The organism is Modicisalibacter tunisiensis (assembly GCF_020148005.1).
Taxonomy (GTDB): Bacteria; Pseudomonadota; Gammaproteobacteria; order Pseudomonadales; family Halomonadaceae; genus Modicisalibacter; species Modicisalibacter tunisiensis.
The window spans coordinates 1590867-1606381 of sequence record NZ_JAGXFD010000001.1 but is presented as its reverse complement, the minus strand read 5'-3'; the positions used below and the strand labels follow the sequence as shown (position 1 = coordinate 1606381).

Here is a 15515-nt window from a genome sequence, read left to right as displayed (position 1 = left end):
TTAACTTAGTTATCATGGAATTTTTTAATAATTATCCGCACCAAGATATTTCACATTAAATACAATAACACACAAAAATCTCCGCAACAATTATTTACTCACGCATAATACTAACAACCAATAATAGTAAACACCAAACTCCCCTAATAAAAACTTAAAGATTCTATCTTTAGCCGAAGTGAACGGTAGTAACACCAATTTTCACACCGAACTAAAACTGATCGTTTTATCCAGCTTCTCAACCAAGTCCTCGGCTCGCAAGTGTGTATACCGCCTCAGCATCTGCATCGACTTGTGGCCACTGATCGCGGCGACCTCCTGATCAGACAGTCCGGCCTCCACCAACCGGCTGACAGCCTCATGGCGTAGGTCATGAAAGCGGAAGTCATCGAGCCCTGCCTGCTTCTTCGCTTGGTTCCAGAGCTTGGTGTAGACATATGGACCGCGCTTGCCGTCCTTTCCAGGTTCGCCGAAGAACACCAGGTCGCAGTCGAGTGGGCGCACCGGGTTGTTGAGCGCCTGCTTGAATACCTCCGTGGCAGCCTGAGTCAGCGGCACCAAGCGAGCTTCATTATTCTTGGTGTCCGTGAGGCGCACCACACGGCGTTTCACGTCAACCTGGGAGCGAGTGAGGGTCAGGATCTCCGAGGAGCGCATACCCGTCTCCAGGGCGATTCTGGCGATCCAGGCCAGCATGGGGTTGCTGTGCTGCCGTAGCACGGCGAACAGGCGCTTCTCCTCGTCGGCGCTCAAACGCCGGTCGCGCCCTTCTCCAGGGCTGGGCTTGCGGATGTTCTGAACGGGGTTGTAGGTCAAGCCGAGGCCCCATTCCTGGATGGCTACGGTGTAGAGGTGCCCCAGCAGTGCGAGTTCCAACCGCACGGTATTGGCGCTGATGGGCTGGCCACGATGGCCAATGCTGTTCAGACGGGTGTCACGGAAGTTGGCGATCAGCTCCGGCGTCAGGGCCGCGAGGGAGTACTTGCCCAAGTGCTCAATCAGCGTGTTGGCCTTGTGGCGTTCGCTCTTCTGGGTGCTGGGCTTTTTGGTAGGGGTAACGTCGGCCAGGTACCGCTTGAGCGCGGCTTCGAGCGTCATACGCTCCGAGGCGCTGCGCTGGATATAGACACCACGCACCATTTCATCTTCGGTGCGGCGGCTCCAGTCCTGAGCGTCACGTTTGGTTCGAAAGGTCTTGGCGGTAGTGGGCCAGCCGGTCTTGCGGATGACAGCTTTCCAGCTACCAGAGGGGGTCTTGACGATGGTGGCCATGAAAAACTCCAGGGGGCTGAAGGATCGGCACTGTACCGAAACTGTACCCTTGGACTATGGGACTCACCACAGAAAATTCTTAAGTAGCTGATTTGAATGGTGGGCCCAGCTGGATTCGAACCAGCGACCAAGGGATTATGAGTCCCCTGCTCTAACCGCTGAGCTATAGGCCCGGCAAACGCGCGGCTTATGATAGCGAATGCCAATGGCTGAGACCAGCGTCCCGCTGGTATTCTCGGCCCTTACCTGTTCAGGAGGCTTCGGCATGGACGTCCGCTTCGATCAACCGTGTTCCGCACGATCCCGCCGCGGGTGGGTGACGGCCGGCGTCGCCGGTCTGCTGCTGGCGGCATCGCCCGTGCAGGCAGCCTGGCAACTGCTGGCGCCCGAGTCCCGGGTGACCGCGACGCTGACCGAGATCACAGCCGAGGGCAGGCAGCCGCATACCCATCACATCGACCATCTGCAGGGCACGCTCGGCACGGACGGTACCCTGCGCCTGCCGCTGCGTCTGTCGCAGACCGATGTCATGAAGCACATCGGTCCGTTGCCGGCGTGGCTTCAGGAGATGGCGACCACCCCGCTGGTCACCGTGGTCACCGAGTTCGATCCGCAGCGCCTGGACGCCCTGAAGGTCGGCGAGTCGCTGACCGACACGCTCACGCTGCGCATCGACGGCAACGGCGAGCCGCGCCGCGAGAGTCTGCCGGTGCATTTCACCCGCAAGAGCCGGGACCGTATCCGGCTCACCAATGCCGAGCCGGTGACGCTGGACGGTCAGGCGCTGATGGACAACAGCGTCGCCCGACTGGTACTGCAGATGCTCGGCTACCAGCGCATCGACGACGCGGTGCCCGTCGCCCTCGACGCCGTTCTGGTGGACGCGCCCGCCGGCCCATGAGCCTCGGCGAGTCGCTCCCCCAGGGTCTCGGCCCCTGGCATGTCGACTGGCCCTGGCCCGCGCCGCTGGCGGGGGTCATCTGGCGCGGCATCGCCCTGGATCGCCATGCCTTCGACGGCGGGGCCTGGGAAGCGGTACCGGTCACACCCCCGGAATCCGTGCACCAGGCGGCACCCAAGCGCCAGCTCGAGTATCTGGGCGGTCGCCTGGCCGCCCGCGCCGCCCTGGCCATGCTCACCGGCACCCCGGCGGTGCCCGGCATTGCCCCCAGCCGGGCGCCACTGTGGCCCGCCGGTATCGTCGGTTCGATCACCCACAGCGGCCGTCTCGCCGCCGGCGTGGTGGCCTGCGCCGAACGCTGGCAGGGGCTGGGCGTGGATGCCGAAGCGATATTGCCCGTCGCGCGCGCCGAGCGGCTGTCCCGGCAGATCCTCACTCCGGGGGAACAGGCCCTCATGGATGCCCTGCCCCGCGACGTCCGCGGCGTCTTCGCCACCCGGGTTTTCTCGCTCAAGGAAAGCCTGTTCAAGGCGCTGTTTCCGCTCACCGGGGTGCGCTTCTACTTCCAGGATGCCCACCTCGTCGCCGATGCGCACGACCCGCTGGATGCCACCACCCTGGAACTCGACCGCACGCTGTCGCCCGACTGGTCCGCCGGGCGGCGCCTGACCGGCCAGGTCGGCCAGGTCGACGCCTGCCTGGTGAGCCTGATCGCGGTGCCGGCGGCGACCGGCTGATCACCATGGGGCCTCTCAGTAGCGCCAGGTCAAGGCTGGCCATCAGGTCGACCCGTGCCAGGCGCCCTGCCCGGTCCTCCCGTCAGGGTAATCACGCTCGCGGGAAATGGCGCCTCGCCAGCGCCCCCGGCCTGGTTGCCGTGGAGACTGCGCAAGCGGCAGGCACTCACCCGCGCACAACAGACTGCAAAGAATGAATACCAAAGTTCACTAAAAAATCTCGCCGGCGCGCCGATAACCCATTCGGTTGCGAGGTAAGCATTCCACGGACGTTCCCTCCGGGCGACTGACCGCCCCACTGCCGCTGCTTCTTCTCCGCCATCACGGCGCCAGCGACAGCACCTCACCGGTAACCACACCCCGATTCCGCACGACGACCCCAGGGCCGCCGGCGGTTTGTCGAACCCTTGATTTCGAACAGGTGGTCACCTTGCGCTCACTCATCGACCTGACTCTCTCCAGCCAGTGGAACGGCGGTTACGTCATGGAAGTCTTCATCACCAACCTGGGCAGCGACCCGATCACGGACTACCGGATCGGCTTCACGACTCACGGAACACTCGGCGATGTCTGGGGCGGCAGCCTGCTGACCGCCGATGCCGGCTACTACGAAATCGGCGACGACGATGCCAAGAACGACATCGCCCCCGGCGAAACCGCCCGCTTCAAGATCAAGGTGCTCGGCGACGGCACCGAGTTCCCGGCCGGCTTCACCGTCAACGGCGAGACGCCGTCATTGACCGACGCCGCCGCCGCGCTCGTCACCCCCGTCGACCCGCTGGCCGAGCTGCCCGAGGCCTATGTCTTCGTCGACGGCGTGTCCAGTGTCGACACGAACATCACCGCCGAGCAGCTGCAGACGCTGATCGACAACGCCCCCGAGGGGGCGAGCATTCACTTTGCCGCCGGCGAGTATCACTTCGACGCACCACTGGCCATCGAACGCAGCGACCTGTCGCTGGTGGGTGCCGGCTCGGCCGAGACCCGTTTCCTCTTCAGCGAGGCGGCGCTGGCCGACGGCGCGAGCCAGGCGATTCGCGTCCAGGGCGGCGATGCCGTGGACGTCGGTACCCTGCAGGACGCCGTCGGCGAAGGCAGCGACCAACTGGTGCTCGGCGACGGCCACGGCCTGGCGGCGGGCGACACGATCCGTCTCTACCAGAACAACGACGCGGCCTTCCTCGACGCCATCGGCGACAGCCAGTGGCGCGAGACCGACTCCCCGCTGCGCACCAGCATGGCGCGGGTGGTCGCGGTGGATGGCGACACCGTCACCCTCGACCGCGGCGTGCACTTCGACTTCGCCGCCGGCGACACGCACGTCGAGCGTATCGATACCCTCGACCATGTCTCGCTGTCCGGCTTCGGCGTGGGCTTCACGCTCGGCGAGCCCGACGCCGGCGACTTCGTCAACCAGCGCACGGACCTGCTGCGCTACCACGCCATCGAGTTCGACGCCACGGTCGGGGCCGAGATCCGCGACGTGGCGGTGACCAACGGCCCCTCGACCGCCTTCGAGTTCGCCCGCTCCCTCGACATGACCGCCGAGAGCCTGAGCACCCACGGCAGCTTCAACAAGGGGGGCGGCGGCAACGGCTACGGGTTCGAGCTGCGCGAAAGCTATGACGGCCAGTACGATGACCTGACCAGCCTGGCCATGCGCCACGGCGTGCTGTTCGCCTCCTGGAGTTCCTCGGTGGGCAATAGCATCAACGTCGCGCTCACCGACCGCGACATCAACTTCCACGGCGGCCGCGACCACGCCAACACGGTGCATGTCGAGCAGTCGCTGCGCGACGCCGCCCATGACGAGATGTCGACCACGCTGTGGGTCAACGACGGCGAGAGCTTCGGCGCACCCACCGACGGCGATGCCAACACCGTGACCTTCGACTACGTGGTCGGTACGCGTCGCGACGACATCATTCACGGCACCGACGCGGGGGTCTATCTGGACGGCGCCCTGGGGCACGACCATCTGTACGGCGGCGCCGGCGACGACATCCTGCGCGGCGGCGCCGGCTGGGGGAACGACGTCCTCGACGGCGGCGACGGCTTCGACATCGCCGTGTTCGATCAGGCATTCGGCGACTACCACATCGCCAATCTCGGCAACGACCGCTGGTATCTGGATGGCCCCGGCGACGACGACATCCTGATCGACATGGAAGAGGCCCACTTCGCCGACGGCCGGATCCTCGACCTGAGAACCGGTGAACTCCGCCAGGGTGAGGTGTTTCAGGTGCCCTCGGCGGAGACGATCCTGGGCGACGGCGACGCCACGAGCGATACCTCCTCGTCGCTGACGCTGACCGGCGGTGACTGGCTGCCGACCGGCACGACGGTCACCGACGCCGGCAACAGCGACGCGCTGAGCTATACCCTGACACCGGTCAGCCGCTGGTCGAGCGGCTATGTCATGCGGGTCACCCTGAGCAACCACGGTGACCACGCCGTCGAGGCCTCGGACGTGGCCTTCGATCTGAACGCCGACCTGACCCAACTGTACAGCGCCACCCTGACGCGCCATGAGGCAGGCCACTACACGGTCACCCCGGATGGAGACGGCATGCTGGCCGCCGGCGACAGCCTGAGCTTCTCGTTCAAGGCCTATGCCGACGAGTCGATGCTGCCGGCGTCCCTGACCCTCGGCGGCCAGGCCGTCACGCTCGACGACAGCGACCTGTGCGCCACCACGGCGGTGGGCACGGTGGATGCCGACGCCCTGACCCGCGTCACCACGCAGGTCAAGAGCGAATGGTCGAGCGGCTATGTCGGCGAGGTCATCGTCGAGAACACCAGCGATGCCACGCTCGACGATATCTCCCTGGCCTTCGACCTGCCCAGCGGCCTGAGCGCGCTGTGGAATGCCCAGGTCGTCGACGCGGACGGCAGCGGCCATTACGTCGTCACCGACGACACGCCGCTCAGCCTGGCCCCCGGCGAGGCCTGGCGCTTCAGCTACAAGACCTACGACGCGGCCAAGGCCCTGCCGACGCAGCTGGATGTCGACGGCACGGCCTCGGACATCATGGCCACCGCGGCGGGCGGCGACGAATGGATCGGCACCGACGGCGCCGATACCTTCGCCTTCCGGGCCACCCAGGCCTCGGGGCCGGACGCCCCGGATCGCATCCTCGACTTCCTGCCGTCTCAGGGGGACGTGATCGACCTGTCCGCCATCGATGCGGATCTGGCCCAGGACGGCGACCAGGCCTTCGTCTGGCGCGGCAGCGACAGCTTCACCGGACAGGGCGGCGAACTGCGCCTGGCCGACGGCATGCTGCGCGGCGACGTCAACGGCGATGGTGTGGCCGACCTGGCAATCGAGCTGACCGGCATCGGCGGCTGCCAGGACGACCTGGGGCTGGTTCTGTAACGAGACTGTCGCCGCGCGGTTGAAATTCGTCACTCACTTCCTATGGTGAAGGGGCGACGCGAGCAAAGTGGCGGCCGGGGTCGGGACGGCGCCGGTCGCCATGCCACCTGAGCAGGATCGCTCGCCGCCTCGGGAATCCGCCATCGCGGGACACGAGGCGACCCCATGAAACGGATTTTGCACAAGGAGCGACACATGGATATGCGCCCGACTTTTACCCAGCCCGCTGGTAAAGCCCTTCTTGCCGCCCTGATCGCCGCCGGAGGCCTGAGCCTGGGCACCAGCGCCATGGCCGCCCCGCAGGGCCTGTATTCCGCCGACGAGCTGACCGATGCCGACGTCTACAGCAAGAGCAACCCGTCCGAGGACATCGGTGATGTCGAGGATGTGCTGCTCGACGACAACATGAAGGTTCGCGCCCTGGTGATCGATACCGGCAACCTGCTCGATCTCGGCTCCAAGCAATACGTGATCGAGACCGGGCACTTCACCGTCGAGACCGTCAACGGCGATGACCTCGAGAACATCGCCTACAAGGTCCACGTCGACATGACCGAGAAGGAGATCACCCAGCAGCCCGAATACACCAACGACTGGTGGAGCAAGACCAAGCAGACTACCGCCAACGCCTGGGAGAACACCAAGCAGTCCGCCCAGAGCGCCTGGCAGAGCACCAAGGCCGCCACCGCCTCGGCGCTGACCAACGCCGGACAGGCGCTCGACACGGCCGGCGAGAAGACCCAGCAGGCCGCCCAGGACACCGCCGACAGCATGGACGGCGACAAGACGCAGTAAGCGCTCGCCGACCTGCCGCTGGCGGCAGGCTGCTAGCTGACACGTATCGGCCCGGTCCTCGACCGGGCCTTTTCGTGGCCGGACCGTCATGACGGCACGGCCGCGCCAGGCGGGCGCGCGCCTGCAGTGAGTGACCCGCACACCCTGGGAGACGCGCTGCCCGCATCACCGCATAGCTCTCGTTCTCGCATTGAGCGCACTGCCGCCGCTCAGTCGTCGGCATGCCAGCGTGCCCATTGGGCCAGATGGGCCCGGCGTGCCTGTGCGGGCGTGGTCGGCGTCAGCCGCAGCGACTCGCCCGGCGCCAGCTGGGCCAGCCGGGCACAGGCCAGCGGTGTCAGCGCCCCCAGCCGCGGATAGCCGCCGATGGTCTGGCGGTCGTTGAGCAGCACGATGGGCTGGCCGTCCGCCGGAACCTGGACAGCGCCCAGCGGGATGCCCTCGGAAATCATCCCCGACAGCCGACAGTGCAGTTCGGGGCCGAGCAGGCGCACGCCCATGCGATCGGCGCGGTCATCTACCCGCCATTCGCGGTTGAAGGCGGCGAACACGCTGTCGCCGGCGAAGTGCGCGATCTGCGCCCCGGGCACCAGCGCCAGGGCCGCCTCGGCCTCGGGCGGCAGCACCACGTCGCGGGGCAGCACCCGGTCGGCACACCCCTGCCCGCGCCAGCCCAGGGTGTCGCCCGCGGCGAGCGCCCGGCCGTGGCCGTCCAGGCCACCCAGCCCCTCGCGGGTCACCGTGGCGACACTGCCCAGCACCGGCTCGGCATCGATGCCGCCCGGCACCGCCAGGTAGGCGCGCAGCCCGCGCACCGGGGCCGCGAAGGCCAGCCGCTGGCCCGCCTCGACGGCGAAGCTGGCGTTGTTCGGCAGCGGGCGGCCGTCCAGCGTCGCCCCCAGGTCGGCGCCGGCCAGTGCCAGCCTGGCGGACGCCTCGATGCGCAGCTCCAGGTCGCCGATGGCGATTTCCAGTCCCGGCGTCTCGGGCGGGTTGCCCAGCAGCCAGTTGGCCCAGCCCAGCGATACCCAGTCCAGCGCGCCACCCTGGGTCACCCCCAGATGGCGCACGCCGAAGCGCCCGGCGTCCTGGATCAGCGCCTGGGGGCCGGCCCGCTCGACCCGCAGGCCCGGTGTGGTCGCGGCGGTCATGGGCGCTCCTCCCGTTCCTCCAAGGGGGTCGTGTCCCCGCCCTGGGCGATGAAGGTCTCGCGATCGATGGCCTCGAAGCGCACCCGATCGCCGGGACGCAGCAGGCTGTAGCCTTCGCGATCGCGGTCGAACAGCGTCACGGCGGTGCGGCCGAGAAGGTTCCAGCCGCCCGGCGAGCGCAGTGGATAGATGGCGGTCTGTCGATCGGCGATGCCCACGCTGCCGGCGGCGACCTTCTGGCGCGGCGTCTTCAGCCGCGGCGTGGCCAGCGTCGCCTCGACCAGCCCCATGAAGCCATAGCCGGGCGCGAAGCCCAGCGCGAAGACGCCATAGTCCCGGGCGCAGTGACGCTCGACCACGTCCGCCACGCTGGTGCCCAGCCGCTCGGCGATACGCGGCAGCTCGGGCCCCACGCTCTCGTCGTACCAGACCGGGATCACGTGACGGCGGCCCTGCTCCGCCGACGCCGGCGCCAGATCGGTCAGCGCCGTGCGGATGCGCTCCCGGGCCTCGCCCGGGGTGAGCGCGACGACATCGTAGTGCACCAGCAGCGTGGTGTAGGACGGCACCAGGTCGATCAGCGCCGAGCCGAACGCCTCGCGCAGCGCGCTGTCCGCGGCGGCCAGCCAGGGCATGTTGGCCTCGTCGATGGTCTCGAAGAGGCGCACGATCAGGCTGTCCATGCCCACCGTCTCGAGTCGCGGTGTCATGCGGTCTCCAGCGTCCGGAAGGCCTCGCGGATGGCGCGCACCGCGGCGATCGACTCGGCGTTGTCGCCGTGCACGCACAGGGTATCGGCACTCAGTCGCAACTGGCTGCCGTCCTCGGCGATCAGCGGCTCGCCACGGGCCAGCGTCACCGCCTGGGCGACGATCACGTCGGGGTCGTGGTGCACCGCGCCGGGACGCCGGCGCGAGACCAGATGGCCGCCGGCGTCGTAGGCACGATCGGCGAAGGCCTCGAACCACAGCGTGACGCCCATCTCCTCGGCCAGCGCGCGGGTCGGGGCGGGATCGGCGGTGGCCATCGCCAGCAGCGGCAGTGCCGGGTCGTAGGCGCGGATCGCGCGCATCACGCCGCGCAGCAATTCGGGGTCGCGGGCCATGTCGTTGTAGAGCGCGCCATGGGGCTTGACGTAGGCGACCCGACCGCCCTCGGCGCGGCAGATGCCATCCAGCGCCCCGATCTGGTAGAGCAGCATCGCCTCGACCTCCTCGGGCGAGCAGGCCAGCGAGCGGCGGCCGAACCCCTGCAGGTCGGGATAGGCGGGGTGCGCGCCGATGCGCACGCCGCTGGCGACCGCCAGGGCCACGGTACGGCGCATGATGTCGGGATCGGAGGCATGGAAGCCGCAGGCGATGTTGGCGCAGTCCACATAGGGCATGACCTCCTCGTCGAGCCCCATCGTCCAGTTGCCGAAGCTCTCCCCCATGTCACAGTTGAGTAGCGGGACGGGCATGCGATGTCCTCACGTGATTGTTGTATTGGCGGCCGGAGCGGCCCGGCCGGTATCGGCCACGCCGGCCTTCCACTTTAGAAATCCCGGCATGGCCGGGTCCAATCGTTTTTCGTGATGCCGAGTATCGAGGGAATTTTTCATCCACGCGGACAGGACAAAAATCGTTGACGCCACGGAACGGCCGGGGGAAGAATCCCAGACACGCGTTCTCCCATCCATCATCCGCAAGGAGCCGACCATGCCCGTCAGCGACCCGTTCCACCTGGCCATTCAAGTCCATGATATCGAGGAAGCCCGCCGCTTCTACGGCGAGTTCCTGGGCTGTCCCGAGGGCCGGTCCTCGGAGCAGTGGGTCGACTTCAACCTCTACGGACACCAGTTCGTCTGCCACCTCAACCCGGCCATGAAGGATGCCCGCGAGAGCAGCCACAAGAACCCGGTCGACGGCCACGGCGTGCCGGTGCCGCACTTCGGCATCGTGCTGGAGATGGACGCCTGGCAGACGCTGGCCGACAAGCTGCGCGCGCACGGCATCGAATTCGAGATCGAGCCCTACGTGCGCTTCCAGGGTGAACCCGGCGAACAGGCCACCATGTTCTTCTACGATCCTTCCGGCAACGCCCTGGAGTTCAAGGCCTTCAAGGACCGCGACGGTCAGCTGTTCAGGAAGGCCTGAACGGGCGTCGCATGGTCGATTTCAAGGAGCTCGAAGCCTTCGTCTGGGTCGTGCGATTGGGATCGTTTCGCAAGGTGGCCACCCGGCTGCACCTGACCCAGCCCTCGATCTCCGATCGCATCAATCGCCTGGAGGCAGCGGTCGGCGAAACCTTGCTCGAGCGCAGCGCACGCCCCATCCAGCCCACGCTGCGCGGCCGCGAATTCTTCGCCCATGCCGAGCGTCTGCTGGAAAACCGCGAGGAAGCCTTGCGGCTGTTCCAGAACGAGGAGGCCTTCTCCGGCACGCTGCGGCTGGGCATCATCGAGACCATCGCCAACAGCTGGTTCCCCGACTTCATGCGCCGTCTGGCCGAGCGTTATCCGCAACTGACGCTGGAACTGACCGTCGACATTTCCCCGCAACTGCATCAGCGCCTGGCCGACAATGACCTCGACATGCTGTTCGCCATGGACGGGGCAGCGCCGGGCCTGGCCGTGGAGGAGACGCCGCTGTGCACCTACGCGATGGGCATGTTCATCGCACCGCAGCACATCGATCGGTGGCGCGCCGAGGGGCTGGGCGCCCTGCCGTTCATCTCCTTCTCCAAGCAGGCCAGACCCTACACGGAGCTGGTCGCCTACCTTGCCGAGCAGGGCCTGGACGCCCCCAAGATTCACTGTGCCAGCACGCTCATGACCATCGCCCGCATGAGCATCGAGGGGCTGGGCATCGGCGTGCTGCCGGTGTCCACCGTCGCCGACAGCGTGCGTCGAGGCGAGCTCGTGCGGCTGGCCCTGCCGCGTCCCTTGCCGGCCATGATCTACGAAACCATCTGGCGCAGCGCGAACTACCCCCGTTTCAGCCGCAGCGTGGCGCATCTGGCTCGGCAGTGCGCCGACCGCTACGACCGTGACCACGCCGACGATAGTACCTTGCCGCAGGTGAAAGCCTGGGCCGATACTGAAAATAAGAATTAACGATTTGACGCTCGACCGCGGGCGCCGGAAGAATGAATCGGCACTCTGATCAACAACAACATGAGGTCTCTGTCATGCGCCATTCGCTGTCTCCGCTGGCCATTCTGCTGGCCGCCGGCGCCCTGTCCGCCACGACATCCGCCCTTGCCGCCGATCAATGGAACCTGGCCACGCCCTACGGCGATGCCAGCTTTCACACCCAGAACACCAAGCAGTTCGCCGAGGACGTCAGGAAGGCCACCGATGGCGAACTGGACATCACCATGCACAGCGGCGGTTCGCTGATTTCGCATGCCGAGATCAAGCCCTCGGTACGCCGGGGCACCGTCCAGGCCGGGGAGATCTTCCTCTCCACGCTGTCCAACGAATCGCCGATCTACGAGGTCGATACCCTGCCGGGCCTGGCCAACAGCTACGACGACGCCTACGCCCTGTGGCAGGCCTCCAAGCCGATCATCACCAAGCTGTTCGCCGAGCAGGGCCTGATGCCCCTGTACGCCGTGCCCTGGCCATCGCAGGGGATCTACACCGACTTCAAGCTGACCGACGCCGACCAGTTCCAGGGGCTGCGCGTGAGGGCGCCGAACATCAACACCCAGCGCTTCGTCAAGAACCTCGGCGGCATCCCCACCGAGACCGAGGAAGCCGACATCCCCACCGCCTTCAGCACCGGGCGCGTCGATGCCATGATCACCTCGGTCTCCACCGGCAAGTCGATGGCCGCCTGGGACTATGTCTCGAACTTCAGCGACGCCAACCTGTGGTTCCCCAAGAACATCGTCTTCGTCAACAAGCGAGCCTTCGACCGGCTTGATGATACCGAACAGAAGGCCGTGCTCGATGCCGCCAAACAGGCGGAACGCCGCGGCTGGCAGATGAGCCGCGACGACCGTGCCGAGAGCGTCAAGGCGCTCGAGGCCCACGGCATCACCATCAGCAAGCCGCAGGGCGACCTCAAGAAACAGCTGCAGGCGGCCGGCGACAAGCTCTTCAAGAGCTGGCAGGAACGGGCCGGCGAGCAGGCCAAGCAACTGGTCGCCGACTACCGTCAGCGCCAGCAGCCCTCCGAGTGATGCGCCGGGGCGGCGCCCCGCGCCGCCCCCCTCTGCCTCGCACGACGCGTTCCGTGTCGTCCCGCCTGCCATCGACACGAGGCCCACGTCATGACGTTCCGACTCGCCAAACTCTACACCCTGGGCGCCTGGGGCGCCGCGGTCTGCATGCTGGCCATCTGCGGCCTGGTCACCGTCCAGGTCGTGCTGCGCTGCCTGGATGGCCTGCTGGTCCTGGCCGGCGCCGAGCGGACCGGCTGGGAAATCGGCGGCGTCTCGGAGATCGCCGCCTATCTGCTGGTCGGCGCCACCTTCCTGAGCCTGGCCTATACCTTCGTCCACCATGCCCACATCCGCGTCACGCTGGTCATCTCGCGCCTGCCGGCGCTCGCGCGCGTCTGGGTCGAGTCGGCCTGCCTGGCCGTGGCCCTGACCCTGGCCGTCGTCCTCGGCCGCGGCCTGATCACGCTGATCGGCGAGAGCCTGGAGTACGGCGACCTGTCCTCCGGCCTGCTCGCCATCCCCTTGTGGATCCCGCAGACCGTGCTCGCCCTCGGCGTCGGCCTGCTGTGCCTGGCGCTGACCGAAGCGCTCATCGCCACGCTGCACACGGCGCTCACGGCCCCTCGTCACTACGTCGCGCCCGAGCAGCACGAAGAGGCCGGCGGCGAATAGGCCGGCCACCTCGCCCACGGCTCGCACGCCCACCCACAACGAGGAGACCGCTTCCGTGCTGACCCTGAGCCTTGCCACGATCGCCGCCCTGGCCCTGCTGCTGGGCGGCGGCGTGTGGATCGCCTTCGCCCTGCTGGGCACCGGCTGGATCGCGCTGTCGTTCTTTTCCAGCTTCGACCCCGGGCCGATCCTGGCCTCCGACTTCTGGGGCGCCAGCTACGGCTGGGACCTGACCGCCCTGCCCATGTTCGTGTGGATGGGTGAAATCCTCTTCCGCTCGGGGCTGGCCGACAACATGTTCCGGGCCCTGGCCCCCTGGCTCAACCGTATTCCCGGCCGGCTGCTGCATTCCAACATCATCGGCAGCGGGTTGTTCGCCGCGGTGTGCGGTTCCTCGGCGGCCACCTGCGCGACCGTCGGCAAGATGACCCTGCCGGAGCTCGAGCGCCGCGGCTACGATCCCGACCTGGCGATCGGCACCCTGGCCAGCGCCTCGACGCTGGGGCTGCTGATTCCGCCATCGATCATGATGATCGTCTACGGCGTGGTCACCGAGCAGTCGATCTCGCGGCTGTTCATCGCCGGCATCGGGCCGGGCCTGCTGCTGCTCGCCCTGTTCATGACCTACCTGGTCGGCTGGTCGCTGCTGGTCGGCGAGCGTCAGGGCCGCGCCGGCCGGCGCGAGGCCGCCACCAGCTTCGGCGAGAAGCTGCGCGGCAGCCTCCAGCTGATTCCGCTGCTGATCCTGATCGGCGGCATCCTCGGCAGCATCTACGGCGGCTTCGCCTCGCCCACCGAGGCGGCCTCCGCCGGCGTGGTGCTGTCGATGCTGATCGCCCGCGCCAACGGCCACTTCGACAGGGCGATCTTCCTCGATTCACTGTTCGCGGCGATCCGCACCGCCTGCATGATCGCCTTCATCATCGCCGGTGCGTCCTTCCTTTCCTCGGCGATGAGCTTCACCCAACTGCCGATGAACCTGGCCAACGCCATCGCCACCCTGGGGCTCTCGCCCACCGCGCTGCTGGTGATCCTGACCCTGTTCCTGCTGGTGCTGGGCTGCTTCCTCGACGGCATCTCGCTGATCCTGCTGGTGACCTCGATCATCATGCCGCTGATCGAGGCCGCCGGCTTCGACCTGATCTGGTTCGGCATCTACCTGGTGATCGTCGTCGAGATGTCGCAGATCACCCCGCCGGTGGGCTTCAACCTGTTCGTCATCCAGGGCATGACCGGCAAGGACATCCTCACCATCACCCGGGCCACGATCCCCTTCTTCCTGCTGATGATCGTCGCCATCGCGCTGATGCGACTCTTCCCGGGGATCGCGCTCTACCTGCCCCAGGCGATGAACTGAACCGTTCCCGGCCCCCGGCGGGCATCAGCCGGGGGAACCGGCGACGCTCAGTCTTGCTCGACGACTCAGCGCGCAAACACCACCGTGCGCCCCTGGTGCAGGAATACCCGTCGCTCGATGTGATAGTCGATCGCCCGCGCCAGCGTCAGGCACTCGATGTCGCGACCCTTGGCGACCAGGTCTTCCGGATAGTGGGTGTGATCGACCGACGCGACGTCCTGGGTGATGATCGGCCCCTCGTCGAGGTCGTTGTTGATGTAGTGGGCGGTGGCGCCGACCAGCTTGACGCCCTTCTCGTAGGCCTGGTGGTAGGGCCTCGCCCCCTTGAAGCCGGGCAGCAGCGAGTGGTGAATGTTGATCGCCCGGCCGCTGAGCAGCTCGCACATCTCGGGCGAGAGCACCTGCATGTAGCGGGCCAGGATCACCAGTTCGGCGCCGGTCTCCTCGATCACCGCGCGGATCTGCGCCTCCTGCTGCGGCTTGGTCTCGGGGCTGACCGGGAAGTGGTGGTACGGCAGGTCGTGCCAGGCGGCCAGCGGCTCGAGATCGGGATGGTTGGAGACCACCGCGCGGATGTCGATCGGCAGCTGGCCGATGCGGTAGCGATACAGCAGGTCGTTGAGGCAGTGATCGGCCCTGGAGACCAGAATCACCGTGCGCGGCCGGGTACCCGGTGCGGTGAGTTCGAAGGTCATGTCGAATTCGCCGGCCCGCGGCACGAAGGCCGCCTCGAAGGCCCCGGCGTCGAAGCCGGCATGCTCGGGACGGAATTCGGCACGGATGAAGAAACGCTCGCCCAGGCGCTCGTCGAAGGATTGCAGCTCGGTGATGTAGCAGCGTTGTTCCTTGAGAAAGCGCGTGACCACATCCACGGTGCCCAGCCGGCTGGGGCACTGGGCGGCAAGGATCCAGGTATCGGGGGTGCGGCTCATGGCGCCTCCTGCTGGTGGTTGTTGGTGGCCCATATTGCGACGATACGCCGACGGCGGCCGTCGCGTCATCGACGATCCGTCGACCCGTCGACCCGTCGACCCGTCGATTCGTCGAAAGCACGAGAGGGCGCCGCGGCGCCCTCTCGAGGTGCTGCCTGGCGGGCCGATGT

14 protein-coding genes and 1 tRNA gene are annotated in these 15515 nt (G+C 67.0%); 9 read left to right on the top strand and 6 right to left on the bottom strand.

Annotation, left to right across the window (positions count from 1 at the left end):
• Positions 1-201: 201 nt before the first annotated feature.
• Both KGQ91_RS07475 and KGQ91_RS07470 read right to left on the bottom strand, forming a co-directional pair.
• Positions 202-1272 (bottom strand): tyrosine-type recombinase/integrase, encoded by a 1071-nt coding sequence (locus KGQ91_RS07475; protein WP_224415656.1) that lies wholly within the window; start codon positions 1270-1272, stop codon positions 202-204.
• A gap of 97 nt (positions 1273-1369) precedes the next feature.
• Positions 1370-1445, bottom strand: a tRNA-Ile gene (locus tag KGQ91_RS07470).
• 92 nt (positions 1446-1537) lie between these two features.
• Here KGQ91_RS07470 and KGQ91_RS07465 point away from each other — a divergent pair.
• From KGQ91_RS07465 to KGQ91_RS07450, 4 genes are all read left to right on the top strand, one after another.
• On the top strand, positions 1538-2173 hold the full coding sequence (locus KGQ91_RS07465; RefSeq protein WP_224415657.1) for a hypothetical protein: 636 nt from the start codon (positions 1538-1540) through the stop codon (positions 2171-2173).
• On the top strand, positions 2170-2910 hold the full coding sequence (locus KGQ91_RS07460) for a 4'-phosphopantetheinyl transferase family protein (protein WP_224415658.1): 741 nt from the start codon (positions 2170-2172) through the stop codon (positions 2908-2910). Before KGQ91_RS07465 ends, KGQ91_RS07460 begins: the two co-directional genes overlap by 4 nt.
• 430 nt (positions 2911-3340) lie before the next feature.
• Positions 3341-6289, top strand: a complete 2949-nt coding sequence (locus KGQ91_RS07455) for a cellulose binding domain-containing protein (RefSeq protein ID WP_224420673.1) — start codon at positions 3341-3343, stop codon at positions 6287-6289.
• Between the two features lie 195 nt (positions 6290-6484).
• Positions 6485-7084 (top strand): PRC-barrel domain-containing protein, encoded by a 600-nt coding sequence (locus KGQ91_RS07450; protein WP_224415660.1) that lies wholly within the window; start codon positions 6485-6487, stop codon positions 7082-7084.
• Positions 7085-7293: 209 nt separating this feature from the next.
• On the opposite strand, the gene KGQ91_RS07445 is transcribed toward KGQ91_RS07450, so the two are convergent.
• The 3 genes from KGQ91_RS07445 to KGQ91_RS07435 are packed head-to-tail and all read right to left on the bottom strand — an operon-like array spanning position 7294 to position 9694.
• Entirely contained in the window at positions 7294-8235 is a 942-nt protein-coding gene (locus KGQ91_RS07445; protein WP_224420672.1) for a 5-oxoprolinase subunit C family protein, read from the bottom strand.
• The gene (gene pxpB, locus KGQ91_RS07440; protein ID WP_224420671.1) at positions 8232-8945 is read right to left on the bottom strand and encodes a 5-oxoprolinase subunit PxpB; all 714 of its coding nucleotides are present in this window, start codon (positions 8943-8945) and stop codon (positions 8232-8234) included. Before pxpB ends, KGQ91_RS07445 begins: the two co-directional genes overlap by 4 nt.
• On the bottom strand, positions 8942-9694 hold the full coding sequence (locus KGQ91_RS07435; RefSeq protein WP_224420670.1) for a 5-oxoprolinase subunit PxpA: 753 nt from the start codon (positions 9692-9694) through the stop codon (positions 8942-8944). The genes pxpB and KGQ91_RS07435 overlap by 4 nt, the downstream gene beginning before the upstream one ends.
• Positions 9695-9932: 238 nt before the next feature.
• On the opposite strand from KGQ91_RS07435, the gene KGQ91_RS07430 reads away from it, so the two are divergent.
• From KGQ91_RS07430 to KGQ91_RS07410, 5 genes are all read left to right on the top strand, one after another.
• A complete protein-coding gene (locus tag KGQ91_RS07430; protein WP_224420669.1) occupies positions 9933-10370 on the top strand; it encodes a VOC family protein in 438 nt (145 codons plus the stop codon).
• Positions 10371-10381: 11 nt separating this feature from the next.
• Positions 10382-11329, top strand: coding sequence for a LysR family transcriptional regulator (locus tag KGQ91_RS07425; RefSeq protein WP_224420668.1), 948 nt, complete (start codon positions 10382-10384; stop codon positions 11327-11329).
• Positions 11330-11403: 74 nt separating this feature from the next.
• Positions 11404-12402, top strand: coding sequence for a TRAP transporter substrate-binding protein (locus KGQ91_RS07420; protein WP_224420667.1), 999 nt, complete (start codon positions 11404-11406; stop codon positions 12400-12402).
• 90 nt (positions 12403-12492) lie between these two features.
• Positions 12493-13056 (top strand): TRAP transporter small permease, encoded by a 564-nt coding sequence (locus KGQ91_RS07415; protein ID WP_224415664.1) that lies wholly within the window; start codon positions 12493-12495, stop codon positions 13054-13056.
• A gap of 55 nt (positions 13057-13111) precedes the next feature.
• Positions 13112-14413 (top strand): TRAP transporter large permease, encoded by a 1302-nt coding sequence (locus KGQ91_RS07410; RefSeq protein WP_224415665.1) that lies wholly within the window; start codon positions 13112-13114, stop codon positions 14411-14413.
• Between the two features lie 65 nt (positions 14414-14478).
• Here KGQ91_RS07410 and purU read toward each other — a convergent pair whose 3' ends face one another.
• Complete coding sequence (purU, locus tag KGQ91_RS07405; protein WP_224420666.1) at positions 14479-15345, bottom strand: formyltetrahydrofolate deformylase; 867 nt, start codon at positions 15343-15345, stop codon at positions 14479-14481.
• Positions 15346-15515 lie beyond the last annotated feature (170 nt).